16 protein-coding genes and 1 other RNA gene are annotated in these 18852 nt (G+C 60.2%); 5 read left to right on the top strand and 12 right to left on the bottom strand.

What is annotated here, in order from left to right:
* Nucleotides 1-84 precede the first annotated feature (84 nt).
* Nucleotides 85-1905 (bottom strand): ABC transporter transmembrane domain-containing protein, encoded by a 1821-nt coding sequence (locus tag AC13QE_RS20665; RefSeq protein ID WP_488485213.1) that lies wholly within the window; start codon nucleotides 1903-1905, stop codon nucleotides 85-87.
* 174 nt (nucleotides 1906-2079) lie between these two features.
* Here AC13QE_RS20665 and rpmE point away from each other — a divergent pair, with 174 nt between their 5' ends.
* The gene (gene rpmE / locus AC13QE_RS20670) at nucleotides 2080-2301 is read left to right on the top strand and encodes a 50S ribosomal protein L31 (RefSeq protein WP_015341030.1); all 222 of its coding nucleotides are present in this window, start codon (nucleotides 2080-2082) and stop codon (nucleotides 2299-2301) included.
* Between the two features lie 73 nt (nucleotides 2302-2374).
* Here rpmE and AC13QE_RS20675 read toward each other — a convergent pair whose 3' ends face one another.
* The 4 genes from AC13QE_RS20675 to AC13QE_RS20690 form a co-directional block, all read right to left on the bottom strand.
* Nucleotides 2375-4312 (bottom strand): GTP-binding protein, encoded by a 1938-nt coding sequence (locus tag AC13QE_RS20675; protein WP_488485054.1) that lies wholly within the window; start codon nucleotides 4310-4312, stop codon nucleotides 2375-2377.
* A 276-nt stretch (nucleotides 4313-4588) separates the two neighbouring features.
* Complete coding sequence (rcdA, locus tag AC13QE_RS20680; RefSeq protein ID WP_069611865.1) at nucleotides 4589-5104, bottom strand: protease adaptor protein RcdA; 516 nt, start codon at nucleotides 5102-5104, stop codon at nucleotides 4589-4591.
* Between the two features lie 383 nt (nucleotides 5105-5487).
* Nucleotides 5488-5679 (bottom strand): DUF1192 domain-containing protein, encoded by a 192-nt coding sequence (locus tag AC13QE_RS20685; RefSeq protein ID WP_015341027.1) that lies wholly within the window; start codon nucleotides 5677-5679, stop codon nucleotides 5488-5490.
* Nucleotides 5680-5707: 28 nt separating this feature from the next.
* Complete coding sequence (locus tag AC13QE_RS20690) at nucleotides 5708-6982, bottom strand: MFS transporter (RefSeq protein ID WP_488485055.1); 1275 nt, start codon at nucleotides 6980-6982, stop codon at nucleotides 5708-5710.
* Between the two features lie 224 nt (nucleotides 6983-7206).
* Here AC13QE_RS20690 and AC13QE_RS20695 point away from each other — a divergent pair, with 224 nt between their 5' ends.
* Nucleotides 7207-7368: a hypothetical protein gene (locus AC13QE_RS20695; RefSeq protein ID WP_015341025.1), complete on the top strand. Its 162-nt coding sequence runs from the start codon at nucleotides 7207-7209 to the stop codon at nucleotides 7366-7368.
* Between the two features lie 48 nt (nucleotides 7369-7416).
* On the opposite strand, the gene AC13QE_RS20700 is transcribed toward AC13QE_RS20695, so the two are convergent.
* The 7 genes from AC13QE_RS20700 to tkt all read right to left on the bottom strand — a co-directional run bounded on the left by AC13QE_RS20700 (nucleotide 7417) and on the right by tkt (nucleotide 17219).
* Nucleotides 7417-8334, bottom strand: coding sequence for a PhzF family phenazine biosynthesis protein (locus AC13QE_RS20700; RefSeq protein ID WP_488485056.1), 918 nt, complete (start codon nucleotides 8332-8334; stop codon nucleotides 7417-7419).
* Between the two features lie 159 nt (nucleotides 8335-8493).
* Nucleotides 8494-9756 (bottom strand): serine hydrolase domain-containing protein, encoded by a 1263-nt coding sequence (locus tag AC13QE_RS20705; RefSeq protein WP_488485057.1) that lies wholly within the window; start codon nucleotides 9754-9756, stop codon nucleotides 8494-8496.
* A gap of 227 nt (nucleotides 9757-9983) precedes the next feature.
* Entirely contained in the window at nucleotides 9984-11186 is a 1203-nt protein-coding gene (locus AC13QE_RS20710) for a phosphoglycerate kinase (protein ID WP_488485058.1), read from the bottom strand.
* A 173-nt stretch (nucleotides 11187-11359) separates the two neighbouring features.
* Nucleotides 11360-13210 (bottom strand): potassium/proton antiporter, encoded by a 1851-nt coding sequence (locus AC13QE_RS20715; protein ID WP_132717483.1) that lies wholly within the window; start codon nucleotides 13208-13210, stop codon nucleotides 11360-11362.
* 365 nt (nucleotides 13211-13575) lie between these two features.
* Entirely contained in the window at nucleotides 13576-14160 is a 585-nt protein-coding gene (locus AC13QE_RS20720) for a putative glycolipid-binding domain-containing protein (protein ID WP_488485059.1), read from the bottom strand.
* 2 nt (nucleotides 14161-14162) lie between these two features.
* Nucleotides 14163-15173, bottom strand: coding sequence for a type I glyceraldehyde-3-phosphate dehydrogenase (gene gap, locus AC13QE_RS20725; protein ID WP_488485060.1), 1011 nt, complete (start codon nucleotides 15171-15173; stop codon nucleotides 14163-14165).
* Nucleotides 15174-15236: 63 nt separating this feature from the next.
* The gene (gene tkt, locus AC13QE_RS20730) at nucleotides 15237-17219 is read right to left on the bottom strand and encodes a transketolase (RefSeq protein WP_488485061.1); all 1983 of its coding nucleotides are present in this window, start codon (nucleotides 17217-17219) and stop codon (nucleotides 15237-15239) included.
* A gap of 399 nt (nucleotides 17220-17618) precedes the next feature.
* Here tkt and AC13QE_RS20735 point away from each other — a divergent pair, with 399 nt between their 5' ends.
* The 3 genes from AC13QE_RS20735 to ssrS all read left to right on the top strand — a co-directional run bounded on the left by AC13QE_RS20735 (nucleotide 17619) and on the right by ssrS (nucleotide 18645).
* Nucleotides 17619-17894, top strand: a complete 276-nt coding sequence (locus AC13QE_RS20735) for a DUF4164 domain-containing protein (RefSeq protein ID WP_015341018.1) — start codon at nucleotides 17619-17621, stop codon at nucleotides 17892-17894.
* Between the two features lie 47 nt (nucleotides 17895-17941).
* A complete protein-coding gene (locus AC13QE_RS20740; protein ID WP_015341017.1) occupies nucleotides 17942-18319 on the top strand; it encodes a cell division protein ZapA in 378 nt (125 codons plus the stop codon).
* A gap of 167 nt (nucleotides 18320-18486) precedes the next feature.
* A non-coding RNA gene (ssrS, locus tag AC13QE_RS20745) (6S RNA) lies at nucleotides 18487-18645 on the top strand.
* Nucleotides 18646-18852: the final 207 nt, after the last annotated feature.

Below are 18852 nucleotides of genomic sequence, written 5' to 3' on the forward strand. Positions count from 1 at the left end.
ATCGCGTCAGCGCGGGATAACGCCGAAAATCTAGCTCAACTTTGAAACTATTTCCACAAGGTTGTATTTGAGACGACTTGCGCGCTATTTCGCGACGAGCATGTGGTCCTCGATGCCGGCATCGAATTGCAGGCGCGCGAGCTTGGCGTAGATGCCGCCATGGCGGATCAGGCTCTGGTGCGTACCTTCCTCGACGATGCGGCCCTGATCCAGCACCAGAATGCGGTCGGCCTTGAGCACGGTCGCCAGGCGATGGGCGATGACGAGGGTCGTGCGTGCTTCCATCAAGCCCTCCAGCGCCTTTTGAACGAGCGTCTCGCTTTCGGCATCGAGCGCGGAGGTCGCTTCATCGAGCAGCAGGATAGGCGCGTTCTTCAAGATGGCGCGGGCGATGGCGACACGTTGGCGCTGGCCGCCGGAAAGGGTGACGCCGCGCTCACCGACCTGCGTATCATAGCCTATTTCGAGGCGCGAAATGAACTCGTCCGCCTGCGCGGCAATCGCGGCGGCGCGCACTTCGTCGCGCGAGGCGCCCGGGCGGCCGAAGGCGATATTGTCATGGATGGAGGCGGCGAAGATCGTGGTGTCTTGAGGAACGATGGCGATGCGCTCACGCAGGGCATCCGGCAGCACATCGCGCGCATCGACACCATCCAGGGCAACCCGGCCCTTCTGCGGATCGTAGAAGCGCAGCAGCAGCGAAAAGATGGTGCTCTTGCCCGCACCGGACGCGCCGACGATTGCGACCGTCTCCCCCGGCTTCACGGAGAAGGAGAGCCCATGCAACGCCGATCTGTTCGGTCGTGACGGGTAAGAGAAATGGACGTCGGAAAATTCCACGCGACCCTGTGGCGGCTGTGGCAAGGGCAGAGGATTGGCCGGGGCGGCAATGGGTGAGACTTCTGCAAGGAGCTCGCCCAGGCGATCGGCAGCACCTGCGGCCTGGGAGAGCTCGCCCCAGACCTCCGACAGCGAGCCCAGCGAGGAGCCGGCGATGACGGAATAGAGCAGGAATTGGCCGAGCGTGCCGGCCGACATCGTGCCGGCGAGAACATTCTGCGCACCGACCCAGAGGACGGCGACGATGCTGCCGAAAACCATGGCAATGGCGAAGCCCGTCAGTAGCGAGCGGGATTTGATCGCGGCGCGTGCCGCCTGATAGGCATCCTCGACGGCGCTGCCATAGCGCTGAGCGGCGGCGTTCTCGCCATTATAGGCCTGGATGGTGCGGTTGGCCGCGATGGTCTCGTTGGCATAGGCGGATGCCTGTGCCAGCGTTTCCTGTGCGGCCCGCGAGCGCTTGCGCACGGAGCGGCCGAAACTGACCAGCGGCAGCACGATGATCGGAATGGCGATCAGCACGATACTCGAGAGCTTCGGGCTGGTGACGATCATCATGATCACGGCGCCAAGACAGAGGATCAGGTTGCGCAGCGCGACGGAGGCCGTGGCGCCGACTGCGGACTTGATCTGCGTGGTATCGGCGGTCAGTCGCGAGACGATCTCGCCCGATTGATTGACATCGAAGAAGGAGGGCGACAGCCGCGTCACGTGGTCAAAGACCTCGCGGCGCATGTCGGAGACGATGCGCTCGCCGATGGAGATGACGAAGTAATAACGCAGCGCGCTCGCAGCGGCGAGCAGCAGCGCCATGATCATGATCGCTACGAAATAACTATCGATCAGACCGCGGTCGGCTTGATCGAAGCCGTGATCGATCATGCGGCGGACGGCGACTGGCAAAGCAAGCGAGGTAACGGCAGCGATGACGAGCGATATGATTGCCCCGGCCACCATGCCTCGATATCGCCTGAGGTATGGTGCCAGTCGTCCGAGAGGACGGATTGAACGGTTTTTCTTTTCCTCAGCCTGGCCAGTTTCTGACAAGTCGTCTCCAATCCCCATATCAGCAAGGGACTCGGCGTTTCGCCCCTTGTTATCGCCGCTGCCTTCATGTATAGGCACGCCATCTTAATTGGAAGCCGTGGCCTTTAACGGACTGCGGCTTCATTTATTCAATCGGTTCGGTTGCCGCAATGCCTTGCGACAAATGGACCCTGGCATGACAGGAAGATTGTTATGAAGGCCAACATTCATCCCGACTACCACACGATCAAGGTAGTCATGACCGACGGTACCGAATATGAAACCCGCTCGACCTGGGGTTCTGAAGGCGCTGTCATGAACCTCGAAATCGACTCCAAGTCCCATCCGGCTTGGACCGGCGGCAACCAGCAGCTGATGGACCGTGCCGGCCGTGTTTCGAAGTTCAACAAGCGCTTCGGCGGTCTCGGCATCTAATCGCATTGCGATTTGCCGCTTGAAAAGAGCCCGGTTTGCCGGGCTTTTTTGCGTTGATACGGAGCCTCGTCCCTCATCGCACACGCCGCAGGTAATCAGCACGGTCGAACGGATTTACGGCTGCGCGCACCCGTACGCGCTGCGGACCCGATAGTGGCGCATAGTGATCGAAGGCGTGCTCCAGGACGCCGGCTCCGCCCGACAATCCTGGTAATTGCCTTTGGAGCGTCTGGATCATCGATGATGCCACCGTGCCTTTCAGACGGGCCAGTCCCTCGTCGATCAGCGATTTTCTCATCGAGGCGCCGGATTTTGCGAGCAGGCTGTGCACACCAGCCAAAGCCGTTGCCGGTATCTCGACGTGAAAATGCTCGATAGGTTCGCAGAGGATCGTTTGTGCCGATGAGAGCGCGGATGCCAGCACCAGCGGCGTCAGCTTGCGGAAATCCACCGCAGTGCTCGCCGGCGAACTTTGCCGCGCTGCCGTCATGGCGACATGGCAGTCGATGATCTGCCAGCCGAAAAGACCTTCCTTCAGCGTTTCGAACGTGGCTTCCTCGACCGCCCGGTAGAAGCTTGCGGGCATCTGGCCGATATCCACTTCCAGGGCAAAGCTGTTTCCGCTGCCTTCCGGCCGCGGCTCGACCCGCAAGCCGACTGTTGCGAGAAACGGATTGGGCTCCTTGAATATGTGCTCAACCGCGCTCCCCGTTCCTGCCAGCCTTTCGACATAGATGACGGTGCTTTCCTCGAAAGCTATATCCAGGCCGAATTCTGTGGAGAGCGTTGCCTGGATGACTTCCTTCTGCACTTCGCCATAGAGTGAGACGTATATCTCGCCGGTTTCCTCGTTGCAGCGCAGGTTGATGAGCGGATCCTGTTCTGCAAGTTGCCCCAGAGCTAGCCAGAGTGCCGCATTTTCTGAAGGGCGCCTCGGGCGGATGCGGGTCTCCAAAGTGGGCGGCGCGAAGTGGCGAAGCGTGCCTGGCCGGCTTTCGGTGCCGATCCAATCGCCGATGCGGGCGTTCGGAAGACCGCCGACCTTGGCGATCTGTCCGGCGCTGATCTGCGCGACCTTGTCCGCCTTGCCATCCCGGAAGAGTTGGAGGCTGCTGATCTTTGCCGGGCCGTTCGCGGTTTCGATATCGTCGCGAAGGCCGACCGTGCCAGACGCCAGATAGAGATAGGCGAGCTTTCCGCCACCCCATCCGCGTTCGATCTTGAAGATCGTCCCGGAAACCGGACCGTCATGGTTCGGCTGACGGCTGGGCAGCAAAGTCTGGACCGCCGAAATCAGGGTAGGGATGCCGAGGCCCCGCGTCGCCGCGCCGGCGAATGCCGGATGAACCAAAGACTTCCCCACCTGATCGACAAGGGCTTGCTCCAGCCTCTGCCGTGTCAGGCGCTCGGGAGCTAGAACATAATCTTCCAGGAAGAGCTCGTCGTTGACTGAAAGGGCTTCGCAGACGCGCGAGAAATGCGGATCGCTTCCGAGATCGGCTGTTTCCACAGTGGCGAGCCTGCTGCCGGCATCATGGACGATCGACATCGCAATGGGGCGAACCGCCAGCTGGGTCGCAATATCCTCAAGCACTTCATCATAGCGCGCGCCGGGGCGGTCAACCTTGTTGATGAAGAAGATGAAAGGGATGCTGAGGCGGCGCAATGCCCTGACGAGCACGCGGGTCTGCGATTGCACGCCCTCGACAGCCGATACGACGACCACGGCCGCATCGAGCAGCTGCAGCACCCGTTCGATCTCGGCAATGAAGTCCGGATGTCCCGGCGTATCGATGAGGTTCACCGTGACGTCACCGACCGTGAACGAGACCACCGCGGCGGCAATGGTGATACCGCGTTGCCTTTCGAGTTCGAGGCTATCTGTCTGCGTGCTGCCGGCGTCTACGCTGCCGAGCTTGTCGATTATGCCGGTATCAAAAAGGAGTCGCTCCGTAAGGCTAGTCTTGCCCGCGTCTACATGGGCGAGGATGCCCATATTCAATGTGCGCATGGTTCATCATCTTCTCAGAATTTCGGATTTGATTTTCGTGAGAAGTGAGTCGGCGCATTGGGTCCTCCACGCGGATTCGTTTTCGGCTCGCCCACCCCTTGAGAGAGGCAGACGCTGTCTTTTTAATGAAGTTTCGCTGAGATCGTCAAGCTTTGCCCGCTTGCTACTTGGGGTTTAGCTCCCCGCGCACGGTTTTTCGGAGAGATGAATAACTGCTCAAAACAAAACCGGCCGCGCAGTGCGCGACCGGTTCGAATTCATAGCCGATGGTTGGGCTCAGTTGCCGCCGAAGGCGGTCTGCAGCAGGGTCAGCTGTGCCTTGACGCTATTCTGGTTGTCCGGAACGATGGCCGCTTCCGTAGGACGATAGATCTCGCGATCGAGGATGGCGACGCGGTTCTGCAGGCGCAGCGAACGCTCGACGAGATCGCGGAAGGATTCTGGCAGGTCATTCCAGCCGGGTGCCGTGCGGTCGACGTTGAAGCCGTCGAGGCGAACCTTGTTCTTTTCGGCCAGCACCTGATCGCGCGACATTTCGCCATTGTTGACGGCGCGCTGGAGCAACAGCCAGGAGGCCATCTGCATGAGACGGGTCGTCAGCCGCATGGATTCGGCGGCGTAGAGTACGGAGGCCATGCGCGGCAGAACCTTGGAAGCGGCGCGGCCTTGGCCGTCGAGATAGCCGGCAGTTTCTTCGACCAGCGACATGCCTTCAGAATAGAGCGCCCTGAACTGCGCCGACGATGCGGCGTGGCCAGCAAAGCTGATCGTGTTCAATCCAAGTTCCGACATCGAATAAATCCCTGCTTCACGCAACACTTTTGTTCAGGAAAGGCCGGTCAAGTCCCTAAGAGCTTTCGGCATCCGCTTTTATGACTTTAAGATGGTTGTTTTAACTGAAATTCGCAAGGCGATTCTTAAGAAAGGGTTAATCTCCACAGTTTCGGCAAGGTCCGTGATACAGGACAAAAAAGAAGAGCCGCAAAAGCGGCTCTCAAGGTAAAACAGGGAGAAAAATCAGACCAATTCGCCAAGTGGAGGAACTGTCTGAGTCCAGAGCGAATCTGGATGGTCTAGTAATATGTCGTAAAGCTTAATATTCGGTTGACCATGTCTTGATCCAGGGCTGCGCCGCCCAAATTTTGTGCTGCGGCGATACACCTTGGGACGAGGCGTCAGAAGCGGAAAAGGCTATCCGCCGCCTTGCGGCCGGAGGTCTTGGTGGCGATTTCCTCTTCCAGCCGGGCGATCTCGCCCTGAAGCAATGCAACACGGCTTTTCAGCTCGTCGACCGATAGTAACGACAGGTCGCTGCCAATCTCGTGGGCGGACGGCTGCGTGGGACGATCATCATCGAATAGGCTCATTTCGGCTCCTCCTTCCCTTCAAGAGGGATCAGGTGCCGTAATCTACAGTTATATCGTCCTTTTTTGAAGTCTCGCTGCGCGCCAGCGCCATGCTCTCCGGTGTGATCATCTGCGCGTTGGCCGATGGCATAGTCGTGTAGGCGTCGCGATCGCTCGCGGGCTTGGCGGCGCGCATACGGCTGCGGAAGATCGAGTAGGAGGTAATCAGCACATGGGCGATGGCGGTGACGAAGAACAGCGAGTAGGGGCCGATGGAGGACATGACCGGTCCGCTCAACGTCGGGCCGATGATCGTGCCGATGCCATAGAGCAGCAGGAGGCCGCCCGAAACCTTGACGAAATCCTCCGGCGCAGCGAAGTCGTTGGCATGGGCGACGGCGATCGGATAGAGCGTGTTGGCGACGGCGCCATAGATGACGACCATGCTGATAAGGAAAGCCGGGCTGCCCGGCTTCAACAGGAAGAGCAACAGGCCGTCGAGGGCTGCGATCGCCGCCATGCCCGCGAGCACATAGCGTCGGTCGATGCGATCGGACAGGCGGCCGGCCGGCAGCTGCATGACGGCGCCTGCAAAAATCGTCGAGCTCATCATCAGCGCGATATCGCTTTGGGAAAGGCCGGCCTTGGCGCCGAAGACGGCGCCGAGCGTGCCGTATGCGCCATTGGCGATACCGACGAGCAGGATACCGATCGAGGCGACCGGCGAATTGCGGTAGAGCGCCTTCAGGTCGAGGCTGACGGCCTTCAGCGGCTGCGGCGAGGCGGCGGTCGACAGCGTGGTCGGCAGCATGGCGATACAATAGCAGATGCCGCACACCATGAAGAGGATGGGCGTATGGACATCGGCAAAGGGCACCATCATCTGGCCGGCGACGGCGCCGATGAGGGTGATGCCGATATAGAGCGAGAAAATCGCGCCACGGCTTTCATTGGTGGCGCGTTCGTTGAGCCAGCTCTCGATGATCATCGAGGTGCCGGCCGTGCAGAAACCGGTCACGGCACGCAGCGCCACCCACCAGATGGGGTCGACGATGATGCCCGTCAGAAGCGCAATGATTGCGATGACGGAGATGAAGCCCGAAAAGGCGCGCACATGACCTATGCGTCGGACCAGTTTCGGCGCCGTCAGGCAGCCGAGCACGAAGCCCGTCGCCCACGTCGTGCCCAGCAGGCCGAGCGTCGTCGTCGCATAGCCTTCGGCCGTGCCACGCACAGGCAGCAGCAGGCTGTGCAGACCATTGCCCGTAAACAGGAACAGCGTGCCGAACAGCAGAGCGAGTACCGGCAATATGTTTCTTTTCATGCTCCCCACCTTCACGCGGCTCCGTTTGGGAGCCGAAAGACAGGATCGCGCCCTGCCTGTATTCGCTATTGATTGTGTCCCGGATTGCCGCTATCGGCGTGTAGAAACAGTCTGTTGGCGCGGAAAAATGTCCGTCGTATGACGATTAGAGCATGATCGCGAAAGGCGTGCAGCGGTTTTTGGTCGCGGCTGCTCTCACTCTTGCATAAATGGGGAAAAATAGCGTGACAAAAGCCATAGCGGTGCTGCTCCTGCTCGCCATGGCGGTGCACATCATTAAGCCTTTGGGACTGCCCGGCCTGAGGCGCAGGGCTGATTTCTGGAAGATCGCCCTCTTCGCCTTTGCCATCTGGACGGTGGCGCTCGTTATCAACGAGGTGTTTTAAGGCATTCCAGACCGGTTTCGGGGCTTCAGCTCCGGCGTGTGTCGCATCCTATACCCGGATCTCTCCGCGCATGACGAAGACGCTGCTGCCGGACAGCAAGACTTCATTTACCGTACCGGCGGATTTTTTGACGTCGACGCCGATGACGCTGCGTCTTCCCATTTCTACGCCCTGCTCGATGGTGATTTTTACCTCTGCATCCTGTGCCGGTAGTAGGGACGTTAGATAGGCGCCAATTGCGGCGGAGGCGCTGCCGGTCGCCGGGTCTTCCGTGACATTGTCGAGCGGCGCAAACATGCGGGCGCGGATAGCCCATGGATTTTCGGCGGAGCGTACGTAGAGAAAGAGCGAGAAGCCGGTCTTGTCCTCTGTGTGCCGCGCAGCTGCTTCGGCAAAAACGGCGGCATTCGGCCGTGCTTTACCAAGCGTTTCCAGGCTGTCCAGCTCGGCAAAGGCGAAAGGCAGGCCGACGGATGCGAAGGTCGGAGTATGGGTCGTATGGCGGATCGATTGCGGGTCGATCTGTACGCAGCGTGCAATCAGTTCGTCGGCAATCGTCTCGCCGACTGAAAGTCGGCCCGGCGCGCGGATGCTTGCGCCCGAGACTACGCCATCGTTGCGCAACAACGTCACTTCCACAAGGCCGGCATCCTCTTCGAAAATCAGTCTGTCGCCCCTAGGCTTTCCGAAGATCGCCGGCTGCTGGCCGAGAACGAAGGCGGTGCCGACATTCGGGTGGCCAGCAAAGGGAATTTCTGATGTCGGCGTGAAGATGCGGACGCGGGCTGTATGCTCTGGGTTTTCGGGCGGCAGCACGAAGGTCGTTTCCGAATAACTGAACTCGGCCGCGATCTTCTGCATGGCGTCGCTGCTGACGCCACGCGCATCGGGGATGACCGCCAGCGGATTGCCGACAAAGCGTTCGGACGTGAAGACATCGACGGTGACATAGGCGACAGTGTTCATGGCGGCCCCCAGAGCTTCGGTAGATCTGCGAGGATTTAGCCGTTGCTCGGCTGATGCTGGAAGCGGGAACTTGTGCCGGTGACAACTTCACCAGCGGTCTCCTTTGGAAGCCGGGCTTCGCGTATCAACTTGAAAGCCGGTCACGCGATGGCGATCGCGTCAATTGTTTTGAAACTGCTTGAGCACGCTGGACCAGAGCTCGACAAGCTCCGCACTGCCTGCATCGCCGGGCTTGGCACGGACCGCAGTGTGCACCAGAACCAGATGTGTTGCCGGATCGACGAGAATGCGCTGGCCGGCTCGTCCGTCCAGAAAGAACGTTCGGCGCGGGCCGGGCATCAGCCAGGTCTGATAGCCGTAGCCCCATGGGTTCGTTTCGTGATTGACGGCGAGGAACGAGCCTTGCTTGACCGGCTCCGTCGCATCCAGCAGCCATTGGCGCGGAATGATCTGCCGCCCGTTTAAGGCACCATCATGGGCGAGCAGCATGCCGAAGCGGGCATAGTCGCGAAGCGTCGCGCTGAAGCAGCAGTAGCCGACTTCCTGACCTGTTTTGTCGACCTGCCAGTTCGCGCTGGCTTCGGCGCCCATCGGCTGCCATATCCGCGTCTGTAGATAGTCCGCCATGCTCATATGGGTGGCATGCGTCAGAACGAGGCTCAATCCTTCGGTATCGAGATTGCTGTAGTGCCAGACCGTATCGGGAGGCGCCACCCGCTTGTTGAAGCGGGATATGGCCGTGATGGGATCAAGCTTTTCGGGGCCAAGCAGGGAATTGCTGAGATGAATGTTGTCGTCGGGGTTGCCGAAGTTTTCGGTAAAGGCAATGCCGGAGGCCATATGCAGCAATGCGCGGATCGGCGTAACGCCCATCTCCGTGCCTTTCAGCTCCGGCACATAGGTCGCAACTGTATCGTCGATCGAATGAATGGCGCCTTCGGAAATTGCAATCCCGATCATCATGCCGGTCAATGTCTTTGCCAGGGATTGTGAGACGAAGTGGTCGTGATCGGTGCGGCCGTATTGATAATGTTCGAACAGGATCGTGTCGTTGCGGGCAATCAGCAATCCCGTGGTGGGATTGGTGTCGAGATATTTCGACAGGGAGGCGGTTTCGGCGCCGAATGTGAACTTCACCGAAATCTCGGATGGGGCGCGTAACAGCTGTAACGGATGCTCGGCAGCGGCGATCGTGTGCGTTGGCGCAAGCTGATCGGCGTGAGTGAAGTTGCCGATCATGTTGCGTTGTTCGCTGAGCGGCAGACCGACGGGATAGCCGAGTTTCTCACCGTAAGCTTCCGCATCCGGTCCAGTCGGAGAAAAGACAGGAACAGCTGCACGCACCTGTTGGGCTTGAGAAATATCTGCTTGAGCGACCAGGACGACAGCAAGAACGGCGATAAAACTGCGCCAGGCCAGCATATGGCAACCCCTCTATTCGGCCCTTCATTATAATTGGACCTAGTGCCGCGCTTTTGTAACATCCGTTTGACACGGTTTGCTTTCCGATATCACAGCAAAGCTGATCTTACCATTGTGGCAGATGTAGCTTGCTCTGTTCTGAACGTTCGGACGTTATCACCATAAAGAAAAAAGCCCCGGCCGCATTTACGACCGGGGCTTTTCATTCATTCGAAGTACTGGCCGATTTACTTGCCGGCCTGCAGAACAGCGACGCCGGGAAGGACCTTGCCTTCCATCCATTCGAGGAACGCGCCGCCCGCGGTCGAAACATAGGTGAAGTCGTCGGCAACGCCGGCGTGATTCAGCGCCGAAACCGTGTCGCCGCCGCCGGCGACCGAGGTCAGCTTGCCGGCCTTGGTGCATTCGGCGGCATATTTGGCTGCCGCGACCGTTGCTGTATCGAAAGGCGTGATTTCGAAGGCGCCGAGCGGGCCGTTCCAGACGAGCGTGGTGGCGCGGCCGATCCAGTTGTTGATCGCTTCGACCGATTTCGGGCCGACATCGAGTACCATGGCATCGGCGGGGATTGCTTCGATCGCGACGACTTCGTTTTCTGCGCCGGCCTTGAATTCGCGAGCGATGACGCCGTCCTCAGGCAGCACGATCGCGCAGCCGGCCGTGGCGGCTTCGATCATGATCTGCTTTGCGGTGTCGGCGAGATCGTGTTCGCAGAGCGATTTGCCGACATTGGTGCCGCGCGCAGCGAGGAAGGTGTTGGCCATGCCGCCGCCGATGACAAGCGCATCGACCTTTTTCACCAGGTTCATCAGAAGGTCGATCTTGGTGGAAACCTTGGCGCCGCCGACGATGGCGACGACCGGGCGGACCGGATTGCCGAGGCCCTTTTCCAGGGCTTCAAGCTCGGCCTGCATCGTGCGGCCTGCATAGGCCGGCAGCAGGTGAGCGAGGCCTTCCGTGGAAGAGTGGGCGCGGTGCGCTGCCGAGAATGCGTCGTTGACGTAGATATCGCCATTGACTGCGAGCGCCTTGGTGAAGGCTGCGTCGTTCTTTTCCTCTTCCTTGTGGAAGCGGGTGTTTTCCAGAAGCAGGATGTCGCCATTGTTCATCTTGGCAACGGCGTCGGCAGCCGGGGTGCCGATGCAATCGGACGCAAAGAGAACGGCATGATCCAGAACTTCCTCGACGGCCGGCACGATGAGGCCGAGCGAAAGGTCCGGGGAGGGGCCATCCTTCGGGCGGCCGAAATGGGCAAGCAGAATGACCTTGGCGCCCTTTTCGGACAGTTCGAGAATCGTCGGGGCGACACGCTCGATGCGGGTCGCATCGGTGACCTTGCCATCCTTAACCGGCACGTTGAGGTCAACGCGTACGAGAACGCGCTTGCCGGAGATGTCGGTGAGATCGTCGAGAGTTTTGAAGGCTGCCATGGGAGGATCCGATATTGTTGGTGGCGAAAAGCGCGCCGACCATACTACGGATGATCGGAGACGCAAGAACCGTTCGGCGTTTCGTGGGATCGCCGAACGGTTCTATTTTCCTGCTTTTGGGCAATTCCGGACGGAAAGCCGTCATGCATTTTTCCGGGAATTGCTCAAGGCACTCAGGCGTCGTTTTTACCCGGTGTCGATTCGTCGGAAATAGCTTCATTCACGCGCTCGCGGCGCTTCTGCAGATAAGCCCGGATGCTCTTCAAAATATCATGGAGATTGATGAAGATCGGCATGATGACGGGCGGTTCCACCGCCTCGAGCGACATTCCGACGGATTGGATATGATCGTTCTCGTCGAGATCGCGGACGATGAGGATAATCTCGCCGAGGCGTACGCGATCCGCATAGTCGGCCTTGCCACCGAGGCGATGGCGCATGAGCTCCGCTATGGTGAGCCCCTTCTCCTGTTCGCTGAGCAATCCCGGTCCATAGGCGGCGTCGAGATCGGCGGCGGGGCGCAGCGGCGATATCGAGAAGGCACCGAAGAATTCGGCATCCTCGGGATCGACCGGCGCGCGGCTGGCGAAGATGCGGTCGAGAAGGCGCGAATAATTGGGAGAGACGAAAAGATAGACGATATCGTTTTCGCGCAGGCGGCCGGCATATTGATAGCGCATGGACTTGCCGTCGCGAACGATGAGCGACGGCGTCGCCCAGCGCGGAATGCGTTCGCCGCGCAGGACCGGACTGTCCTTCACGACGCGATAGGAGAGGAGTTCGTGGTTGACCGTGCCCGGCAGGTCGACTTCGACCTTGTCGATCGCCCCCATGCGCGGGGGAACGATGAGGCCAAGCCGGCGCGCCATCGGCTTGATGGTCCAGCCCTGTACGAGCAGCGACACCAGCACGACGATGAAGGCGACGTTGAAATAGGTTTGCCCCGCCTGCAGGCCGCCGAGGATCGGCATGATCGCCAGAAGAATGGAGACGGCGCCGCGCAGTCCGACCCAGGCGACAAAGCCGGTCTCGCGCTGCGTATAGTCGAAGGGCAGCACGCAAAGCCACACGGCGATCGGCCGGGCAACGAAGATCAGGAACAGCGCCAGCGCCACGGCCGGGATGGCGATTGCCGGAAATTCCGATGGGGTGGCGAGCAGGCCGAGCACGAGGAACATGATGATCTGCGCCAGCCAGGTCATGCCATCCTGGAAACGCTTGATCGAGGCGGAGGCTGGCAGCTTGCGATTGCCGGCATAGATGCCTGCGACATAGACGGCCAGGAAGCCGCTGCCGCCGACGGCGCCGGTAAACGAGAAGACGAGGAGCGCCAGCGCCAGTACGAAGATGGGCGTCAGGCCGCGATCCGTCTCCAGGCGGCCGACGATGAGGACGATCATCATGCCGCCGAGCAGGCCGAGTATGACACCCAGCCCCATCTGCTGGACGAAGGTGGCAAGCATGGCGAGGTTGATGCCGGCATAGCCTTCGCCGCTTGCCAGGAGCTCGACCAGGGCAAGCGTCAGGAAGATTGCCATCGGATCGTTGGTGCCGGATTCGACTTCCAGCGTCGAGCGCACCTTGTCACGGATATTGATGCCGCCGATGCGCAGAAGGAAGAAGACGGCCGCCGCATCCGTCGAGGCGACGATCGAGCCCAGCAGAAGACCCTGCAGCCAGGTGAAGCCGAGCAGCCAGGTGGCCGCGAGGCCGAACAATGCGGCCGTCACGATGACGCCGACGGAAGCGATCGTCAGCGCGGGTGCCGCAGCAAGCTTGAACGCCTGGATCGGCGTGCCATAGCCGGAATCGAACAGAATGATAGCAAGCGCCAGGGAGCCGAGGATATAGGCGAGATAATTGTTGGAGAATTCGATGCCGAGCCCGTCCGTTCCGGCGGCAAGGCCGATCATCAGGAAGAGCAGCAGCAAAGGCGCGCCGAAACGGAAGGCGAGGAGGCTGGAGAAGGCTGCAATGAGTATGAGAACCGTGCTGATCAGCACGATAATGTAAAATGCCTCCACCTTTTTTCCCTTTCCGTGCGCCGCCAGCGGGCCAAAAGCCGCGAATGCCGGAGGTCTTCCCAGTTTCCATCATGTTGCCGTGCCTGGCAAATTGGCAAACACGGAAATCGTTCGGAGGAGAGTTCATGGATCGAAACTCTTTCCGACGACTGCATCGTCATGGTGTGATGCGCTTTTGCCAGAACGGCGAAGCGGCTTGGAATGCCTGGGAGACTTCCTGCTTCAAAATTTACTGGTAAATCTGGACGATAGCAGGGCAGGGCGAACAAAGATTGAGGCGTTTTGAAGGGCGATTGCGATTGCTACGAGAGGCACAAGCTCGTTGCTTGCCGAATGAGCAAGGGTATCGATACCGAGGCCTTCGCTCAGACATCCACGCGCCTGAAATAGCTGGGATAGTCGATCACCAGCCCATCCTCGTCGACCGGAAGATCGACGGTGAAATTCCTGTCTTCGGCCGCATAGCGATAAAGTTTCTCCGGCACGATGCAGGTATAGTGCTGACCGTCGCGCACCGGTTCGAAGGTGTCGAATGGGATATAGAGCATCGAAAGCTTAGCGGTTCCGCTTTCGGGCGTCATGCCAAGCCGGCGGATCGGCAGACTGTTGGTGAAGGGCGAGCCATAGAGATCGATATCGATGCAGCCGTCGAATTGCGGCAACGTCACGCCATGCTCGGTGCGCCAATGTCCCTTGCCGTCCGAAATCAGCGCCAAGCGACGGCCATCGGTGGTTTCGACCGAGAAGGAGAGAGCGGCCCAATCAGCGTCGCAGTCGATACGGTAGGAGACGCCATAGGGCGTGCCGCCGCGGGCACCAATGACAATGCCGGCGGCACGGATGGCCGCGCTGCCGGCATTGTCGATAGGAGAGATCGTCAGGTGCTCCAGCCCGTCTCCTTCCAAGGGACGCCAGCGGACTGTCGTCGGAAGGAGCGGGCGGAAGGTCATGATCAGATCAGCTTTGCGAAGGCAACGGCCGTGTCCGACATGCGGCTGGAGAAGCCCCACTCGTTGTCGTACCAGGACAGGACGCGCACGAAGTTCCCTTCCATGACCTTGGTCTGGTCGGTCGCGAAGATCGACGAGTGGCTGTCATGGTTGAAGTCGCGGGAAACCAGCGGCTCGTCGGTGTAGCCCAGGATGCCCTTCAGCTTGCCGTTCGATGCAGCCTTGATGGCTTCGTTGATTTCGCCGACCGTCGTTGCCTTCTTGGACACGAACTTGAAGTCGACGACCGAGACGTTCGGCGTGGGAACGCGGATCGACGTGCCGTCGAGCTTGCCCTTGAGGTGCGGCAGAACGAGACCGACAGCCTTTGCGGCGCCCGTCGACGTCGGGATCATGGACAGGGCTGCGGCGCGGGCGCGGTACAGGTCCTTATGCATGGTGTCGAGCGTCGGCTGGTCACCGGTGTAGGAGTGGATTGTGGTCATGAAGCCGTGATCGATGCCGACGGCATCGTCGAGAACCTTGACCACCGGTACCAGGCAGTTCGTGGTGCAGGATGCGTTGGAGATGACCAGGTGTTCCCTGGTGAGCTGGTCATGGTTGACGCCGAAAACCACGGTTAGGTCGGCACCGTCGGCAGGAGCCGAAACGATGACGCGCTTGGCGCCGGCCGTCAGGTGGGCGGCAGCCTTGTCGCGGGCGGTGAAGATGCCCGTGCATTCCATGGCGATGTCGACGCCGAGATCGCGGTGCGGCAGGGTTGCCGGATCCTTGATCGCCGTGACCTTGATCGGCTTGCCGCCGCCCACGATGATCGAGTCGCCTTCGACCTTCACTTCGGCGGGGAACCTGCCGTGGATGGAATCGTAACGCAGCAGGTGAGCATTGGTCTCGACCGGGCCGAGGTCGTTGATGGCAACGACTTCGATGTCGGTACGGCCGGATTCGACGATTGCACGCAGGACGTTACGGCCGATGCGGCCAAAGCCGTTGATGGCTACTTTTACAGTCATGAATGTCACTCCCTTTCATTCAGGGTGTTTATCTATTGGATTTGAGAGCGCTTGTCAGCGCCCTCAGGAAAGCTTTGCCTCAGCGGCGGCGACAACAGCCTCGGTGGTGATGCCGAAGTGCTTGTAGACGTCCTTGTACGGAGCCGACGCGCCGAAGCTTTTCATGCCGATAAAGGCGCCTTCCGGCCCGATGAAGGCATCCCAGCCTTCGCGAACGCCGGCTTCGACGGCAACCTTGACCGGCGAGTTGCCGATGACTTCCTTGCGGTAGGCGTCCGGCTGCTCGAAGAAGAGCTCGGTGCAGGGAACCGAAACGACGCGCGTGGAGACGCCCTTGCCTTCAAGAACGGTGCGGGCGGCAACGGCGAGTTCGACTTCGGAGCCCGAAGCGAAGATCGTCACCTTGGCATCGGCATTGCCGGCCAGCGTGTAGGCGCCGAGTTCGCAGAGGTTCTTTTCGCTGTACTCTGTACGGGCGGCCAGCAGGTTCTGACGGGTCAGAGCAAGGCCGGACGGACGGTTGGTCGTCTTAATGGCGATCTGCCAGCATTCGGCCGTTTCCGTTGCGTCCGCCGGGCGGAAGAGCTGGAAGTTCGGGATAGCGCGCAGGCTGGCGACCTGCTCGACCGGCTGGTGGGTCGGGCCGTCTTCGCCGACGCCGATGGAATCATGCGTCAGGACGTGAATGGCGCGGATGCCCATCAGAGCGGCGAGGCGGAGCGGCGGGCGGCAATAATCCGAGAAGATCAGGAAGCCGCCGCTATAGGGGATGAGGCCGCCGTGGAGCGCGATGCCGTTCATGGCAGCAGCCATGCCGTGTTCGCGGATGCCCCAGTGCATGTAACGGCCGGAGAAATCGGTCGGGGTGATCGACTTCATCTGGCTGGTCTTGGTGTTGTTCGACGGCGTCAGGTCGGCCGAGCCGCCGAGCGTTTCCGGAATGAAGCCGTTGATGATTTCCAGCGCATCTTCCGATGCCTTGCGGGTTGCGAGTGTCGGCTTGGTTTCCGCGAGCTTCTTCTTGTAGTCGCTGATGGCGGCGTCGAAGCCGGCAGGCAGCTTGTGATCGAAGCGGCGGGTGAACTCTGCCTTCTTGGCCGGGTCGGCGGCAGCGAGGCGGCCTTCCCAGGCTTCGCGGGTGCCGACGGAGCGTTCGCCGGCAGCGCGCCATTCGCCGAGGATGTCGTTCGGAATGACGAAGGGCTCGTAAGGCCAGTTGAGCGCAACGCGGGTCGCGGCGATTTCCTCGGCGCCGAGCGGCGAGCCGTGGACCTTGTGGGTGCCCTGCTTGTTCGGAGCGCCGAAGCCGATGATCGTCTTGCAGGCGATCAGCGTCGGGCGGTCGGACTTGTGAGCGGCTTCGATGGCGGCGCTGATGGCGGCCTGGTCGTGGCCGTCGACCTCGATCGTATTCCAGTGAACGGCCTTGAAGCGCATGATCTGGTCGGTCGAGTCCGACAGCGAGACGGCGCCGTCAATGGTGATGGAGTTGTTGTCCCAGAACAGGATCAGCTTGTTGAGCTTGAGGTGGCCGGCCAGCGCGATCGCTTCATGGCTGATACCTTCCATCAGGCAGCCGTCGCCGCACATGGCGTAGGTGTAGTGATCCTGAAGTTCGGAGCCGAACTCTTCGCGCAGCTTGCGCTCGGCGATCGCCATGCCGACGGCATTGGCAATGCCCTGGCCGAGCGGGCCGGTGGTGGTTTCGATGCCGGTGGCGTGACCATATTCCGGATGGCCGGCGGTCTTGGAGCCGAGCTGGCGGAAGCGTGTAAGCTCATCGACCGTCATGTCCGGATAGCCGGTGAGGTAGAGAACCGAATAAAGCAGCATCGAGCCGTGGCCAGCTGACAGAACGAAACGGTCACGATCCGGCCAAAGCGGGTTCTTCGGGTCGAAGCGCAGATATTTGCTAAAGAGAACGGTGGCGACATCAGCCATCCCCATCGGCAAACCGGGGTGACCGGAATTGGCCTTCTCGACAGCATCCATGGCAAGGAAACGGATCGCATTTGCCATCCGGTCGTGTTGTTCGCGAGAGTTCATGGGTTTTTCCGCAGTGTTCCGGGTTCGGGGGATGGCCGCACGCTTGGGAGGGAGGCCATCGGTTAAAGGCGGGTGAAGTGAGGCGCTCTTCCGAACGCCATTTCCAACGTCGCCTCAGGCGGTCGAGACATAGCAGTTAGGGCGAGCAAGTCAACAAATCGAGGGCTCAATCCGGCTTCCTCGCGGCAATTTTTTAACATTTGCCCGTTCACTTTTACAAAAGACGACAATCATGCGACAAGGCCTGTGCAGACGGCAAAGGCGGCATTCATCCACAGAATAGGGGCCCTGCCACATGACAGCCTTTATTGACGTGCTGTTGCCGAGTTGAATATTGTTGCGAAATCAGACAAGTGGCCGGATGTTTTGATTCGGGCCTTGCGCGGAGAAGCGAAGGGTATGACACCTTCAGGCAAAACGGTGGACGCGGCGCTCGCCCAGTTGCGCCAGGCGCTTTCGACTTTGGAGAGTGCCGTCGACGGACGGTTCGAGCGGGAACGGGCGCAGAGCGATATAGAAGGCGAGGTCCGCAGGGTTCACGCCGACCGGTCGCGTCTTGCCCAGGAATTGGATCAGGCCGAGTTCCGGGCGAACCGGCTCGAAGAAGTCAATCGTGAAGTGTCGCGCCGGCTGGTTACGGCGATGGAAACCATAAGAGCCGTGCTGGACCGCTGATCCCTCGGGAGGCAGCCGTGCCGGAGCGGCAGTGATCGGAAAGTCGAATGGCGCAAGTAACGGTAACGATCGACGGCAAAGCCTACCGGATGGCCTGCGAAGAGGGGCAGGAAGACCATCTGACGGATCTTGCCAATCGTTTCGACCGCTATGTCCTGCATTTGAAGAGCCAGTTCGGCGAAATCGGCGATCTCAGGCTGACTGTCATGGCAGGGATCATGATCATGGACGAAGTATCGGAATTGACGCGACGGGTCTCCGCGCTGGAAGCCGAACTGGAGTCCCTCACCAGCAATCGTGATACGACGCTCGCTGCCAATGCCCGCGCCGAGGAAACGCTTGCCAGTGTGATCGACGAGGTGACGACACGCATCCACGGCATCACCGAGAAGCTCCTCGAGCGGCCGGGCATCGAGCAGGTTTAAAGCGCATCGCGAGCTTTCAGCCTCGCTTCTCTCGCTTTAGATTCGATTTTACGCATGTCGTTATCGCAAAACCGCTGCTCACTTTTGCGCGACATGCTTTGAGTTATTTCTGCGGATCCCCGATGCGGCCCTCTGGTGCAGCGGCACAATCCGCTCTATATAGTTCAGGCGGTCTGCGCTTCCCGACAGGAACCACAATCCCTGGGGCCATACTCGATCCAAAGGGAGCTGTCCCTGACCAGGCCCGTGGGCCTGGACACACGGTGCCCACCTACGTTTGTAGGCACCCAGGATCGTAAACATCCATCGGTCGTCGTGGATCGCTCTTCAATTTTTCGGACGATTGCCAAGGAAAGCGCCGCGCAGTTCTATCGCTGCGCTGGCAAGTTTCGTTCGCAGATAGGCACCGCGTTCAAGTTCGGTGCGGCTGCTCGCGCTGCGCAGCCGCGGCAGATCTTCGTGGGCAATCAAGCCCACCAGGCGCGCGACCGCCCTTCAGCCGCTTTCCGCTTCGAAGGTTCTTCAGCGGCTCA

Source organism: Martinezella sp. CNPSo 3957 (assembly GCF_057784395.1).